General features: G+C 43.5%; 19 protein-coding genes and 1 pseudogene. 17 read left to right on the plus strand and 3 right to left on the minus strand.

What is annotated here, in order from left to right; all coding sequences use genetic code 11:
* Positions 1-298: 298 nt before the first annotated feature.
* Positions 299-2,530, minus strand: a complete 2,232-nt coding sequence (locus tag LGZ99_RS17270; protein WP_036839560.1) for a virulence-associated E family protein — start codon at positions 2,528-2,530, stop codon at positions 299-301.
* Positions 2,531-2,534: 4 nt separating this feature from the next.
* Positions 2,535-2,711, minus strand: coding sequence for a Cro/CI family transcriptional regulator (locus LGZ99_RS17275; protein WP_072008858.1), 177 nt, complete (start codon positions 2,709-2,711; stop codon positions 2,535-2,537).
* 117 nt (positions 2,712-2,828) lie between these two features.
* Here LGZ99_RS17275 and LGZ99_RS17280 point away from each other — a divergent pair, with 117 nt between their 5' ends.
* The 17 genes from LGZ99_RS17280 (at position 2,829) to LGZ99_RS17360 (ending at position 14,440) form a co-directional block, all read left to right on the plus strand.
* Entirely contained in the window at positions 2,829-3,533 is a 705-nt protein-coding gene (locus LGZ99_RS17280) for an XRE family transcriptional regulator (RefSeq protein ID WP_036839561.1), read from the plus strand.
* A 451-nt stretch (positions 3,534-3,984) separates the two neighbouring features.
* Positions 3,985-4,146 carry a hypothetical protein gene (locus LGZ99_RS17285; protein WP_160171160.1) on the plus strand — a complete coding sequence of 54 codons (162 nt, stop codon included), beginning with the start codon at positions 3,985-3,987 and terminating at the stop codon, positions 4,144-4,146.
* A 73-nt stretch (positions 4,147-4,219) separates the two neighbouring features.
* Positions 4,220-4,501: a hypothetical protein gene (locus LGZ99_RS17290; RefSeq protein ID WP_036839562.1), complete on the plus strand. Its 282-nt coding sequence runs from the start codon at positions 4,220-4,222 to the stop codon at positions 4,499-4,501.
* A 210-nt stretch (positions 4,502-4,711) separates the two neighbouring features.
* Positions 4,712-5,026 (plus strand): hypothetical protein, encoded by a 315-nt coding sequence (locus LGZ99_RS17295; protein ID WP_036839564.1) that lies wholly within the window; start codon positions 4,712-4,714, stop codon positions 5,024-5,026.
* A gap of 210 nt (positions 5,027-5,236) precedes the next feature.
* On the plus strand, positions 5,237-5,494 hold the full coding sequence (locus tag LGZ99_RS17300; protein ID WP_036839565.1) for a hypothetical protein: 258 nt from the start codon (positions 5,237-5,239) through the stop codon (positions 5,492-5,494).
* A 32-nt stretch (positions 5,495-5,526) separates the two neighbouring features.
* Positions 5,527-5,931, plus strand: coding sequence for a hypothetical protein (locus LGZ99_RS17305; RefSeq protein ID WP_036839567.1), 405 nt, complete (start codon positions 5,527-5,529; stop codon positions 5,929-5,931).
* Between the two features lie 294 nt (positions 5,932-6,225).
* A complete protein-coding gene (locus tag LGZ99_RS17310; protein ID WP_262979378.1) occupies positions 6,226-6,966 on the plus strand; it encodes a hypothetical protein in 741 nt (246 codons plus the stop codon).
* Between the two features lie 2 nt (positions 6,967-6,968).
* The gene (locus LGZ99_RS17315) at positions 6,969-8,267 is read left to right on the plus strand and encodes a DUF2800 domain-containing protein (protein ID WP_036839568.1); all 1,299 of its coding nucleotides are present in this window, start codon (positions 6,969-6,971) and stop codon (positions 8,265-8,267) included.
* Positions 8,268-8,279: 12 nt separating this feature from the next.
* Entirely contained in the window at positions 8,280-8,828 is a 549-nt protein-coding gene (locus LGZ99_RS17320) for a DUF2815 family protein (protein ID WP_036839569.1), read from the plus strand.
* Between the two features lie 53 nt (positions 8,829-8,881).
* A complete protein-coding gene (locus tag LGZ99_RS17325; protein ID WP_036839571.1) occupies positions 8,882-10,972 on the plus strand; it encodes a DNA polymerase in 2,091 nt (696 codons plus the stop codon).
* A 5-nt stretch (positions 10,973-10,977) separates the two neighbouring features.
* The gene (locus LGZ99_RS17330; RefSeq protein ID WP_051769517.1) at positions 10,978-11,313 is read left to right on the plus strand and encodes a hypothetical protein; all 336 of its coding nucleotides are present in this window, start codon (positions 10,978-10,980) and stop codon (positions 11,311-11,313) included.
* Between the two features lie 7 nt (positions 11,314-11,320).
* Positions 11,321-11,536, plus strand: a complete 216-nt coding sequence (locus LGZ99_RS17335; RefSeq protein ID WP_036839572.1) for an ANR family transcriptional regulator — start codon at positions 11,321-11,323, stop codon at positions 11,534-11,536.
* Between the two features lie 4 nt (positions 11,537-11,540).
* Positions 11,541-11,810: a PDDEXK family nuclease gene (locus LGZ99_RS17340; protein WP_036839575.1), complete on the plus strand. Its 270-nt coding sequence runs from the start codon at positions 11,541-11,543 to the stop codon at positions 11,808-11,810.
* Positions 11,807-12,208 carry a dATP/dGTP diphosphohydrolase domain-containing protein gene (locus LGZ99_RS17345; RefSeq protein WP_200875291.1) on the plus strand — a complete coding sequence of 134 codons (402 nt, stop codon included), beginning with the start codon at positions 11,807-11,809 and terminating at the stop codon, positions 12,206-12,208. Before LGZ99_RS17340 ends, LGZ99_RS17345 begins: the two co-directional genes overlap by 4 nt.
* Positions 12,205-12,426 carry a hypothetical protein gene (locus LGZ99_RS17350; RefSeq protein WP_036839577.1) on the plus strand — a complete coding sequence of 74 codons (222 nt, stop codon included), beginning with the start codon at positions 12,205-12,207 and terminating at the stop codon, positions 12,424-12,426. The genes LGZ99_RS17345 and LGZ99_RS17350 overlap by 4 nt, the downstream gene beginning before the upstream one ends.
* Positions 12,427-12,460: 34 nt before the next feature.
* Entirely contained in the window at positions 12,461-13,849 is a 1,389-nt protein-coding gene (locus LGZ99_RS17355) for an SNF2-related protein (RefSeq protein ID WP_036839578.1), read from the plus strand.
* 327 nt (positions 13,850-14,176) lie between these two features.
* Positions 14,177-14,440, plus strand: a complete 264-nt coding sequence (locus LGZ99_RS17360; RefSeq protein WP_036839580.1) for a hypothetical protein — start codon at positions 14,177-14,179, stop codon at positions 14,438-14,440.
* A gap of 135 nt (positions 14,441-14,575) precedes the next feature.
* Here the strand turns inward: LGZ99_RS17360 and LGZ99_RS17365 are convergent.
* Positions 14,576-14,917, minus strand: a pseudogene (locus tag LGZ99_RS17365) (tyrosine-type recombinase/integrase); the annotation flags it as partial.

A 14,917-nucleotide genomic window follows, 5' to 3' on the forward strand; every position in this document is an offset into this window, starting at 1 on the left:
AAATATTTTGTGGATGAATTCGCTCTTACGGGCATGGGTTTATAAAAAGTGAATTCCATATTTAATGTTGAATCTGCAAAAAACTTCCTGTTTGGTGAACCTGCAAATTTTTACGTGTTTAATGTGTACCAACCTGTACCAACCTGAACCATCTCTTTTCTAACCTTTCCTATAAGTCCCTTATATATATAATGGGGTTTCTAGCAATTAGGTTGGTACGGTTGGTACGGTTGGTACTTTACTTTGAAAACAATTAGTTAAAATGTACCAACCTACGCTCTGGGGTTGGTACAGGTTGCTACACCGGTTCAAAAATGCGCACCATTTTTCCATTAATACGGCGTTGAACACGCTTAAAACCGCAATTTTGCAAAACACTGCTAATTCGCATTTCTTCACGTTTACCGATATTGCGAGAATCAAGGTTTAAAGCTTCTCTTAGCACGTCGCTAGCACGTAAAAATTTACGTGTTCGCGGAATATCACCTGTTAAGATATCGGATTCATCTAACCAGCGTTCAACGGTTTCCAGCCATACATCCTTAATCATGTATTGATCATGTACTAAGGTAGCGAGCCGTTCAGCGTCGTGGAACTGGATACCGCCGAACTGTTTAACTACTTCTCTGGCTTCTACCCATAACTGCATACAGTCATTTTTAATGGCGGGTACATTTACCTGACCGACTTCGACCGGCAACCACCTACGATTACCTGTTTTATCTGATAAAAATTCATCGGAGTTAGTGGTTCCGATGAACACCAGGCGCCGGGGGAACTGGGTGGCAAATTCCCGGTATTTGGGTATCCAGTTCTCATGAGTACGGGTAACAAAAGCCTTTATTGATTCCTGCTCTTTAGTATTCAGGCCACGCAACTCACCGATTTCGGCTACCAGCCGCCCGCGCATTTTCCGTGCCAGGTCATCGTCTTTCTCAGCAAAAGAGATTTCAGTAAAGAAAGCCGGGTCCGGAGATAAGGCAGCAACGCCGGTTGACTTACCACAACCTTGCGCCCCTACGAGAATAGGCACCATATCCGCTTTGCAACCGGGGGTTAATATCCTACCTGCTAACGCCGTCCACATATAAGAAGAAACAGCACGCGTGTACGGTGTGTCCTCGGCGCCAAAGTGTGTATGATAAAAGCGTTCAATACGGGGTATACCATCCCATACCAGACTCTTCAGCCATTGAATGGCGGAATCAAACGGTTGTTCATCCGCAGCTAACAGCACGACATCCCGGATCAGTTCACGACCGATAGGTTTAAAACCCTTGCGCTCCATTGCAATACGCAAGCGAGAATAATCAGCATCCGTAAACGTCTGCCATTGATCTGAACCGGTTGATGCGAACATGATTTCATCCCTGAATTGGTCAAACCGAATTTCAATATCCACGAAATCGGGTCGCATAACCGCTTTAGCGACGTTATCGATAGTTGCTTCTATCTGACCGAACTTATCACGCTTAAACGCGGGTAAAGGCGCAGGTTCATTTTGTTTTGTAGGAATAACATCAAAGTCACTTTCATTTGACTGAACATAACCACGTTCTGTTGCGGGGTTTTTCCAGCCAGCTTTTTGCGCCAGTGCAAAAATTGAGGTGAACTCGGTACGTTCCGCGCGTAGTGCGTCTGAGTCCCACTTGGCGGCGGCAGAATCGAGATCAGAGTTAACGGCTGTTGCTGACCATTCAAGCCACAAATCGCGCACCTGGTCTTCGTACTCTGTAAATTTGAACCAAGCTAACCTGTTACCCATATCGACCCAAGTCGGGTAGCTTTCAGCATGGGTAAGTATAGAGGGATGCCATAGCGCGCTACGCAGGTCAGTAAAAACATATTCATTAAGTTGATGTAATTTGACATCTCTATCAAAGCTATCCAGATCCATAGGTTGAATAACATGATTTTCGTCATGCGGTACGGATGCCAGTAAAGCATCGACATCAACGGGCACGCCCTGAAATGTCACATTTTCCGCTCGTTCATCAGGCAGAAACAAGATTTGTGAGGGTTGGTAAACGCGATTGTCCCATTTAATCGGTGCATCACAGATCAAATCATAGCCATCCATGATCAAGGCTTCAAAAGCGCTACCAACACGCCGCAGCTCCTCCGGCAAAACAGTACGAGAGGTGGCTAGTACAATCCGCCAGCGCTGTTTGCTAGCCGCCGAAGGATGTAAATGACTGGCCGTTGTGTAAGCAAAACCGCGAAAACTATTTAGAAAAGCTTTGACGGTTTCCCATCCTTCCGCCGTAGTACCGTCTAAGTCGAGAGAAAGGTAACAACATTCAGCAACGTTTGTCGCAACTCGGCCAAGAGCGCTATCTTTTGGGTAGCGCCAGATATACGGTAAGCGTTTCTTTTTCTTACCCAGTATTAATTTATCGTCGTTATCCTTAACACCAATAGCGGTTTTATCCGTCAAAATTGTACGTTCAAACGTATCAAAATCGGGTACGGATAGCGGAACGGGATGTACATCAATCGCATTTTGGCCGCGTGAGTAGCGTATCTGCATACCTTTACGCCTCGTTGTGATTTAACAGATGCTTTTTATTTTTTAGTAATTTTTCTATCTGTAATGCTCTTAATTCAGGGATATCCTCTCCCCACTGTGAAACTGCTCCTTTTGAGACTTTTAGCAAACGTGCCAACTTAGCTTTGCTACCCGCCAGCGCTATAGCGTCTATTTTCTTCATCACGGCTTCCTTGGAAATAGTTTAACTAACCTCAAGGTTAAGAAAACTAAACGAACAAGTCAAGACAACATTACAGCAGTTGAGTTAAGCTATCTAAACTAATTAAGAGGCAATGACATGAAAAATGAACGAATACGTCAGTCAAGACTGAAACAAAAAATTACGCAGGAAGCCCTAGGAAAGCGAATCGGCGTAACAAAAGCGACAATCTCACAATGGGAATCTGGTGTAACTGCACCCAATGGCAAAAATCTCGTTAATCTCGCTAAAGAATTGAGCGTGACCGTAAATTATTTACTGGATGGTGTGAATACCGATGCAAATCATTCTCCGGAAATCACTGCGAATGCAAGCACAATCGCCGCATTTGATTACGGGAGTGACGAGGAAACACCACTCAGTGAGGATGAAATAGAAATGCCATTTTTCAAAGAGATATCGTTATCAACTGGGAAAGAAAGCGTTGTTGAACTTGATCACCGAGGAAACAAATTACGATTTGCTCGTTCTGCGCTTCTCAAAGCAGGCATTAATCCCGAACATGCAGCATGTGTATATATCACTGGTGACAGCATGGAACCAGTATTACCGGATGGCGCGGTTGTAGGTATTGACACTACAAACACAGTTATCAAAGACGGTAACATGTATGCTATAGAACATAGCGGTATGCTTCGTGTGAAAATTTTATATCGTGTTCCAGGTGGGATACGTATTCGTTCATATAATCGTCGTGATTATGCAGATGATGAATGCATAGGTGAAAAAGCAAACGAAATACGGATCATAGGTAGAGTGTTTTGGTATACGGTTACCCTCTAATTCCTTCCAACTAAATAAGCCCGTTTATATAGCGGGCTTTTCTTTATCTCAAGAAAATAAATTTATTTATCTTAACTTTTTTCTTGACAATCCACGTTTAGATTGCTTAACTTTAATGACCAAGTTAAGAATACTTATCTTAACAACCTGACAAGCAACACCGCTCTTTAACAATTTGGACCGCACAACAGGCATACCGAATTGCTTCATAGCTGAAAAGCGCTGGACAAGGGATGAAGGCAAACGGGTTCGCGTGGCGATCAAGGCTCGTAGAAATGATGGCATCGGTATAGCTGATAAGTTGTGCAAATTTCAACCCGAGGAGAAACCTATCATGAAGTAACAAAGCGGATAGACCGCGAAGCGTGTTTATAAAGTGCCCTGCGGGGTGCTTTAGTAAATCCACTAAGCAACAACCCGGTTAGATTTTAATTAAAGTTAGGAGTTAAAAATGTACGAAGTTGAAATTATATATCTCTCAATTAACAGTCAAGCGACAACGCTTTGGGTTAAAGCTGATAACGACGATGAAGCAAAATACGAAGTCGAACTATTGCGAGATATATTTGATGATGCCAATGTTGAATTCAGATTGACGGGGGTGAAAAAATAATTTCGCCACATCAGGAAACAACGGGGAATTATCGGCAAGGATGCTAATTATTAATTACAGAGAGGGTTAAGAAATGAAAATTACAAAAACTACAATCAACTTCGCAGCAAAAAGAAATATCGAAATCAACACTTTTACTGATGAACAAGACGGAGATGTAGTATGGTTCTCTGAAATAAACGAAGACGGTGAAACAGAAGCTGAACCTATGTTCATCATGTACAACAATGAAAACGACTTAACTTGGAAGGGAAACATCTATCTGGATAAGAGTGTTAAAGAAGAATTGCCAGCTACAATAAACTCTGAAAAGCATCTTAAAGAAGTTATCGTTTTCTTAAGCCAAAATATCTAATATCAATATCAGCGGAAAGGATAGCCGCGAAGAAACTCGGTGAACTTTATACTGACATCTTCGAAGCCTATTCAAAATTATTTTTTGAGCGTCAAATCAATATGTGTGAACTTGCAATTACGGATATGTCAAAAGGCTCAAATATAGCGCCAATAGCTGTTCTAAAGCATATGCAAGATAAAAGTAAATTTAGTGATTAAGAGGTATATCATGTCAAATCAATACAAAACAGCAAATTATATCACCCGCGTTGTTGCTGATGGTATGGCACAAATCAACTGTGGATTATCAATTAAACATGTTAAAGAATCTTATCTACGTCATCAACTTGTTATTTCTGTTAAATGTTATGATGTTGATGCTTGCTATGATGTATTCAATCGTCTTGATGCTTGCCGCGAGAAAGAAGAGTTTTTAAAAGTTGCTAAAGAAATTTTCTCAACTCAGAGGAAAATTATAGATACTTATCCCGCTAAGATTCATCTTAAAGAAATGTACGATAAAATCAATAATAGGTATATGTGATTAGTGTTATTTAGTTATATTAACAAGAGTGAATATTATGAAAATATCAGAACTAATTAAACTATTAAAAGAACGTTTGGGAGATGAATGGGATAGTTTTGAAGAGATAACTTACGGTACTTTTTATGATTTAATCGAATGATTACTTCGCCACACTGGGAAAAATAGGGAGTTACTGACAGGGAAGCCAGTCTTTAACGAGGACAATTAATGAGTAAATTAAATAAAACAGAAATAGAATGGCTTGATAAATTGCAACTAATACTAAATCTATGCCCGTCAGAAAGACTAGGTTTTTACACGATTGGAGGAGGAGAATTATTTGTTTATGATTTATCGAAATTAGGCGTGATAGAAGAAATTCAATATAAAACCGGGAAAGACTATCCGGTTTGCATTGAAAGAGCTGGAGCCGATTTTAACTATTTTTTGAATTTTCCTGCTCGGGTTGACGGTGTAGCCGGTTGATTAAATACAATTAATAAAGTGAGGATTAAACAATGTCAGACAATAAAAGACACGTGCACGCTGATTCAATGCTTGAATATGCGATTGATGCTTCGAAAACTGATAAGCCTTGGAAATTGTGGGAACAAAAACCAAATGATTTTACTGCGCCGTGGATAGATTGCCGCGGACACCCGTTGTGGCAGCTAAATATGCAATATCGCCGCAAGCCCGAAATGATCACTGTCGGCAACGTCAGTTTTCCGAAGCCTGTTGATTATAAATTAGAAATAGGCACAGAATATTGGTATGTGGGAATGGATGAAGTTTCCAAAACCATTTGGAATGGTTTTATCTCTGATCTGCGAAAATTAGAGCGCGGCAGGATTCATTTAGCTAAAGAAGCCGTTCAACAACATTTTGATGCGTTAATTAAGATAAACAAGGGTGAGTTTTAAATCTCAATTTCATTATTTTTCGTTCTGTGTATCACTCCTTATTTGCCCCAATCTTGGGGCACCTTTTTTCTTATTTTAAAGTGCATCCAGCTAATCGAATATATCGGCAAGTGCACTTTCAAACAAGAAAAGGAGGCATAAACCAATGCAAAAAGTAAAACCTGTCCCACTCGAAAAAATGCCAACAAATAACGCCGTTCGACGTTTACGTTGGTTACGTAAGCGTTATTTATTGGAAAAAACCCCGAACGTTACTTTTCCACTTAATTTATATGTGTAGCGAGGTACATTTCTATGAGTCTTGAATCAAACTTAGCGTTGAATAATGAACTGTTATCGCAACAGAACGTGTTGTTAACGCAGTTATTAGCCGCACTCAGCAGCAATAATACCCTCACCCCGAGTACTCAACCAACACCAGCGAAAATTAAAAATACCAAAAATAAATCGGAACAACCGATTACTGATACGGAAATTACAATTAAAGATGTCAATATTGACACCTTGGATTTAGAGACGGTAGTCGCTCTCGCAGTGTTGTTTAAAGATGATGCGCATACCATGACCAACGATAAATACCAAGCCGCCCGGAAAATCATAGACGGAGTGGGCGACGCTCGGAACGGGCGGGCAGATGCACTGCATTCAGCATTAGCAGGTTTATCTGAACTCAACGGGCAAAATAATTCGGTCATTCTCGACCTATGTTTAGAAATACTGGCTAACTGGGATGATATCCCTGGCATTACAGAACGCCGAGAGTTTGCCTTAGAACTGTTGAGTGAAGGCAAAGCTAAAACTTGTGACCAGGAGCCAGAGCCAGAGCCAGAGCCAGAGCCAGAGCCAGAAAAAGATATGGATTTTCCAGCACTGCGTAAACAGGCTGAAAGTTACATTCTGCATTTAGCGACGAACGGCTATCGGCAAGAAGCCGTCGATATTCTGGCAACATGTAACGCCAAAAAACTGGGCCAAGTACCTGACGAGAAGTTAGCCGAAATCATTGCGCTCGCTGAAGCCGCACTGGAGGCTTGACGATGCCAACGACTCACGCACGTTTGTCCCCCTCTTCTGCACATCGATGGCTCCGGTGCCACGGCAGTTTAGCACTCGAAGCCGATATACCCGATGATAAAGGGTCACCCTTTGCCCTAGAAGGAACCGCCGCACATGCACTAGGTGAATGTGTCTTACGTAACCGTCAGAATCCCGCTTTTTTAGCGGGAACCACGTTAACTTGTGGGCTGAATACGGCGGACTACTTAGGGACTTATCCGCTCAACGAATATGGTACCCCACAAGTTAATTCGGAAATGGTAGAGGCTGTGGGCCTTTATGTTGATACCGTCTGGGAACTTGCCCAGGGCTGTGAGCTGCTCATAGAGCAAAGAGTCGATTTCTCAGATGTAATCAGAGTTGCTAACTCCTTTGGTACCGCGGATGCAATCGTCATTAAAGGTGATGAATTACAAATTCACGATCTTAAGTATGGCAAAGGTGTAAAAGTCTACGCTGATGAAAACGAGCAGTTACAGCTCTATGCGCTGGGTGCGCTTGATCAGTTCAGTATGTTGTACGATTTCACAACGGTTAGATTGTTCATCCATCAGCCGCGACTCAACCACATCTCGGAATGGGCGATTAGCGTTGAGGACCTTCGGATTTTCGGAGAACGAGCGCAAGAAGCGGCGGCGTCTGTCATTATTACAACCGCTATCGCGGAATGCGAAGGTGTTGAAACACTACCCGCTGATGTGTTCACGCCGGGTGAAAAGCAATGCCGGTTCTGTAAAGCCCAAAGCGTATGTAAAGCCGGAGAACAACACCATTTTAATACCGTAGCTAATGATTTTGTTGATCTCTCCCAACAACTTGAGCCGCAGTTATCCGGGGCTAAAGAGCATATTCGCAACGCGGATAACGCACATCTTGCCGACGTGTATAGTCAACTCGACTTTATTGAAAGCTGGTGTAAAGCCGTTCGTTCACGCGTCCAGGATGAACTACACGCCGGTAACGTTATACCGGGTTTTAAATTAGTAACAGGTAAACCCGGTAACCGAGCCTGGGAAAATGAAAATGCTGCGGAAAAAATGCTCCAGAGCTTTAAACTTAAGGGCAATCCCATTTACACACGAAAGGTTATCAGTCCAACCCAGGCAGAAAAATTGCTCAAAAAAGAAAGCCCGCGTCGATGGACAAAACTCCAAGCCCTTATTACCAGAGCGGAAGGCCAGCCCGCTGTTGTCCCCGACGCTGACCCACGCCCTGCTTTAAATATCAATATCGTAAATGACTTTGACGATTTGACGGCAAACGCCGACGATCTCATATAAAGGAAAAAAACTATGAAAGTAAAATTAAACAATGTCCGTCTCGCCTTCCCTGACCTCTTTGACGCTACCCAAGTTAACGGCCTGGGCGATTTCAAATTTCGAGCAACTTTTCTGATCCCGAATGACCATCCGGCAAACGCCGAGATAGAAGCCGCGATTAAGAAAGTGGCAACGGAAAAATGGGGGGCTAAAGCGGACTCGGTTATCAAATCCATTCGCGGTAACAACATGCGCTTTAACTATCGTGATGGCGATGAAAAATCAGAATACGAAGGCTACGCGGGCCATATGTATATCAGTGCGAGCAACAAAGCCCGACCTTTAGTCATCGATCGTGACAAAACTCCACTAACCGCCGCCGATGGTCGCCCCTATTCAGGCTGCTATGTTGACGCGGCGATTACCCTTTTTGCGTATGACAACCAGGGCAAAGGTATTTCCGCTTCACTCGGCGGTGTCCAGTTCCGCAAAGACGGTGATGCCTTCGCCGGGGGTGGCGTGGCAAGTGAAGATGATTTCGACGATATAGCAGACGGCGCTGACGCGGAAGCCCTAATCTAACCGTACATTACCCGGTCACTCAGGCCGGGTACTCTTATAGAAGGCCATGCATCATGCCAAAGATTCTCTGGCTCGACCTGGAAACCTATAGTGAAATCCCAATCAAAAATGGGATACACGCTTATGCCGAAGGCGCGGAGATTATGCTCTTTGCCTGGGCCATTGACGATGAACAAGTCAACGTGTGGGATGTTACTAGCAATGAGGAAATGCCCGAACTACTCCGGATAACTCTGTACGATCCGGATGTGGAAATCTACGCGCATAATTCACATTTCGATCGCACAATTGTCATCCATTCACGTAGCCAGTTATTTCAAGGTCGTAAAGCGTTGCCACATCCCTGTGAAAAAATAGCTCGCTGGCGCGACACAATGGCGCAAGCGCTGGCACATGGTTTGCCGGGAGCGTTAGGCACTTTATGTGAAATATTGAACGTTCCACAAGATAAAACCAAAGATAAAGAAGGCAAAGCGCTGATCCAGTTGTTCTGTAAGCCCCGCCCTAAAAACGCTAAAGTGCACCGGGCTACTCGCGAAACCCATCCCGAAGAATGGAAACGTTTTATTGAATATGCCGGACTGGATATTGACGCCATGCGCGAAGTGCATAAAAAGCTACCTGTTTGGAATTACCAAGGCATTGAGTTGGCTTTGTGGCATCTTGATCAACGCATCAATGATCGCGGGGTTGGAATGGATATCACACTTGCCAACGCCGCTATCACTGCGGTCAATCAGGAGCAGAAACAGCTTGCAAAACGTACCCAAGCCTTAACTGACGATGATGTACATGCAGCAACGCAGCGTGACGCCCTGTTGCTGCATATCACCACATGCTATGGCGTTGAACTGCCGGATATGCAGGCCAGTACATTGCAACGTCGGATAAGCGACCCAGATTTACCGCTTGAACTACGCGAGTTACTCAGTATTCGCCTGCAAGCAAGCACGACGAGTACAAGTAAATATAAGACGTTGGTAAATGGGGTAAACCGGGATGGACGTTTGCGCGGCACCTTACAATTTTGTGGCGCGTCACGTACAGGTCGTTGGGCTGGGAGGTTGTTCCAGCCTCAAAATCTCCCACGGCCAGCACTAAAGCAAGATGTCATTGATTTTGGTATCGACGCACTAAAAGCAGGTGCCGCAGATTTGTTGTTTAATAACGTCATGGAGTTGACCAGTTCCGCATTGCGCGGTTGTATTATTGCGCCTAAAAGTAAAAAACTGGTTGTAAGCGACTTGTCTAATATCGAAGGCCGCGTCCTTGCCTGGCTGGCGGGCGAAGACTGGAAAACTCAGGCATTTCGAGATTTCGACGAGGGCAGCGGTCACGATCTTTACAAGCTGGCTTACGCACGTGCTTTCAATATCCAGCCTGATGAAGTCACGAAAGACCAGCGCCAGATTGGGAAAGTTATGGAACTGGGTTTGGGCTACGGTGGCGGTGTCGGCGCGTTTCTGACGTTTGCCGCAGCATACAGTTTAGACTTAGAAGCCCTTGCAGATGCAGCTTTAGCTAACATTCCCACATCTGTACAACGCGAGTCGTTAAGCTGGTACAAGAAATCGGTTGAACAAAAAAAGACATACGGTTTAACTGAGCGTGTTTTTATTACTTGTGATTCGCTTAAGCGGATGTGGCGCAATGCACACCCGGCTACCACGTCGTTTTGGTATGAACTGGAAGAAACCGTAAAACGGGCTATCGCAATGCCTAAAATTACATTGCAGTGCCGCACGCTAAAAATCCGGCGTGACGGCAATTGGCTACGTATTCAGTTACCGTCCGGCCGTGCCGTTTGCTACCCATCGCCCTGTGATGACGGCAAGATCAGTTATATGGGGGTAAACACTTATTCTCGCAAATGGCAACGACTTCATACTTATGGCGGGAAATTAGTTGAAAACGTGACGCAAGCTACGGCTCGCGATGTACTCGCATCGAACATGCCGCGCATCGAAGACGCCGGATATAATATAGTGTTGACGGTGCATGATGAAGTATTAACGGAAGCACAAGATACCCCGGATTTTACCCATGAGCATTTAAGTAGCCTGCTTTCGACTAACCCAGATTGGGCTTTGGATTTACCACTTAATGCGGGGGGATTCGAGGCTTATCACTATCGTAAGGACTAATATAAATGAATATCGATGAACTCGTTTTAAATAACGATACTATTGTCTGGCGTTGGAAAACACATAGCAATGAATTATTAACTCCATCTGAAATGTCCACAGATCATCTTTTTTATACACTACGGATGATTTGGAATAATTTCATGCCAACAGGTGTAAGAGTGGGTGATGTCAAATTATATGAGTTTGACGCTTTTTACACACCTCAATATATGAAAAACGCAATTAAATATATCGCAACCGAATTAACCCATCGTGACGATATACAGAGTATTCATGCTAATGAATTCCAACAAATAATTACGTGGCTTCAAACCTATAAATTAAATATCAGCGGGTGATAATTTTATGGCATTCAAATATCGTGACAGCCCGCTTTATTTACGGGCTGCGCATGAAGCTGCACAGCTTGAGCGAGAAGATGAGTATAGACAGGCTGCTCAAGCTTGGTCTAAAGCTAACCGCTTTTCTCGCAACCCACTAAATCAAACATGGAGCGAACACCGCGCTGACTTTTGTCTGATGCAAATTGAAAGGGAAAAACTCAAAAAGAAAAAGAGGTGATGTTATGGCATACATTCGTGAAGACCGTATTGAAAAGCATCTCGTCAAAGCCGTGCAACAAGCGGGCGGCATCGCTTACAAATTCGCATCACCCGGTCGGCGTTCCGTGCCTGACCGACTCGTTATACTTCCCGGAGGCCGTATCATATTTGTTGAATGCAAAGCCCCCGGTCAACAACCACGACACGACCAATTACGTGTACACGACAAACTACGTGCACTAGGCTGTGAGGTCTTCGTACTCGATTCTAAAAATTTGGAAGGAATTCTATGATAACTAACGCAATGTGTCCGATTTGTAAAAAACGTGAACATAGTCAAATTCGGACAATCTCTCATATTAAAGTTTGTAACTTTTGCAGCACTCGAATTTTTAAGCCATATGATAAACATGACGCCGGTAAATATCGATTTAGTCTATTACCTTTGCAACCGGTAATAGAAACCCTGCGCGTTTTGGAATTTGGCGCGAATAAATATTCGCCTGATGGTTGGAAATACGTTCCTAATGGACTGACTAGATATTTCGACGCGTTAATGCGGCATATTTTCGCTTATCGTTCTGGTGAAAAATACGATCCCGAAAGCAATCTTTCCCACCTTGCACACGCTGCGTGTTGCCTTCTGTTTTTGATGGAATTAGAAGACCTTATAACGGAGAAACAAAAATGAGTAAACCATTCACAGTTGATACTCTTATTTCGCGACTACAACAACTTAGCAAAAACGGCAAAGGTAATTATATTGTAGATATACCCGATGAATATAACGGGGGTTGGATGGAAGTAAAAGAGAGAAATATCGTAATAAACGATAAACATAAAACCGTTTTTTTAGACTTTAGTAAAGATTATCCGGGTGAATATGGTAAGTCATGGTGGGATAAATAAATAGAGCTATCCGCAGATATAAAGGCGTACGTATATGCAAAAAATCTTTCACGCCAGACCATATCAAGACCTCATTATTAACCACGAGATCGACATCCCTCGTTCAAATATTTGGGCTGGAATGGGTATGGGGAAAACCGTAGCGACGTTAACGGCACTAGAAAATCTGTATATGGCAGGCTCAGAAACCCGCCCGTCATTAATCTTAGCGCCACTTCGCGTGGCGCAATCTACATGGCCTGATGAAGTCGATAAGTGGGACCACTTTAGAAATATCGAAGTACAGGCGATTACAGGTTTCGTTAAAGAACGCGCTCTCGCTTTGCAAAACACGAATGCCAGTGTCTTTACAACGAACTATGACAACCTCGTCTGGCTTGTGGAAACCTTGGGGAAAAAATGGCCGTTTGGTACTGTCATTGCTGATGAAAGTACCCGACTAAAATCTTTCCGGTTACGGCAAGGTGGCAAACGTGCAGCAGCGCTGGCAAAAGTCGCTCACAAATTTGTACATCGTTGGGTAAATCTGACAGGCACCCCCTCACCGAACGGCTTACAGGATCTATGGGGCCAGGCTTGGTTTGTGGATCAAGGGGAACGCTTAGGCCGTACGTTCGGTGCGTTTACAACTCGTTGGTTTAACAGTATTCCAATGGGCGGTACGGGTATCAATAAAATTGAAGCCCGGCCGTACGCGCAAGAACAAATACATGAAGCCTTACGCGACTTGACCCTATCATTAGATGCTGCTGATTGGTTCGATATTCAGGAACCCATTCATAACATCATTCAGGTAACTCTGTCTGCTAAAGCCTTCAAACAATACAAAGCAATGGAAAAGGAAATGTTTTTAGAGATTGGAGGTACAGACATAGAAGCGCCGAACGTAGCAGCCAAGACCATGAAATGTTTGCAAATCGCGAGTGGCGCTATCTATACAAACGATACAGGTAGTTGGTCCGAGTTGCACGATGCTAAACTACAGGCACTGGATAGTATTATCAATGAGTCCGGTGGTACGCCGGTACTAGTCGCGTATCACTGGAAGCATGATTTAGAACGACTGCTTAAAGCCTTCCCACGCGGACGCCACTTAGACGACGATTCACAGACACTAAGAGACTGGAACACCGGAAAGATCCCAGTTTTGTTTGCCCATCCCGCTAGTGCCGGTCATGGATTAAATTTGCAAGACGGCGGCAACATCCTAGTATTCTTCTCTCACTGGTGGGATTTAGAGCAGTACCAGCAGATCATCGAGCGCATTGGTCCCACGCGACAGGCACAAGCCGGATATAACCGGCCGGTTTGGATACATCATATTGTTGCTACTCATACAGTAGATGAAATGGTTATGGAACGGCGTAATTCAAAACGCCAAGTGCAGGATATTTTATTGGATGCTATGAAAAAGAAGCAATGAAGTAGGCTTGTCATATCGGGATTACATTACAAATAAATTCGTATTGGAGATTGAACAATGAATGAATTTATACCTGATGTTGTTGATATTTGGGTCGAGGTGGTAGATGAATGACTACTTATGTCACTATTTCTACTTCGTGTGGAAAAGAATGTTCTTACATTACATCACTAACACCTTTATATTCTATGGCTTGGCATCAATAGAAGCCAAGCATATCGCAGCGTGTGAAGTTAAATCTTATCCCAAAGCGCTTGGTGGTTGGAGATATATTCACCCGCATGAAGCGGCGAGAGATCGAATAATTTATTTGTGGAGTAATTAAAAATGTCAAAACATGAATACATCATTAAATCGTTCGGCCAAAAATATCCAGATGACGCAGTTAGGTTTTGCACTTCGATAACATTACCAAACAACGGAATAGTTATTGCTGAAATGGCAGCAGAAGAATATTTCAAGAAACGCACTGGTCGCGGCAATTCCTGGCCTTTAGACTTTGAAATCTATATTAACGGTAGCAGCATTGGTATATTTTCTGTAGAAATCATGACGATTTTTAATGCGTTTAAAAAAAGGGATGAGAAATGAATCAATCGCCCTATGTCAAAACAAAAGAATTAGCCGAGCGATACGGTGTAAAACCACACACTATCAGATTGTGGGTGAGCAATGGGAAGCAAAAAAGGGAGGGCTTCCCAAAACCCAAGTTTAAATCCGATCAGCTTAATTTTTTGTGGCAGGATATTCTTGACTGGGAGAACGGGAAACGATTTTAGTCAACTTCGCCCACCAGCGTTCATATGCTTCCTTTTGTTCATTCAGGTAGGTGTGCTTGTCGTACACCTGCCATATTCCCGGTAATTTATGCCCTATCATAATTTCAGCCACATGAGGCGGTGTTAATTCAGAAACTCCGGTACGCATGGTTCTGCGCAAATCGTGGATAGACCAGGAAGTGTAGGGATCGAAGTGAGGGGCCATCTTTTTATTGAGAACATCAATAATGTTCGCATGTGATCCCTTGGCGAAGGGTTTGCCATCAAATGCAGTAAACAAATATTCACT

Origin of the sequence: Photorhabdus temperata (genome assembly GCF_025384845.1) — a bacterium.
Taxonomy (GTDB): Bacteria; Pseudomonadota; Gammaproteobacteria; order Enterobacterales; family Enterobacteriaceae; genus Photorhabdus; species Photorhabdus temperata.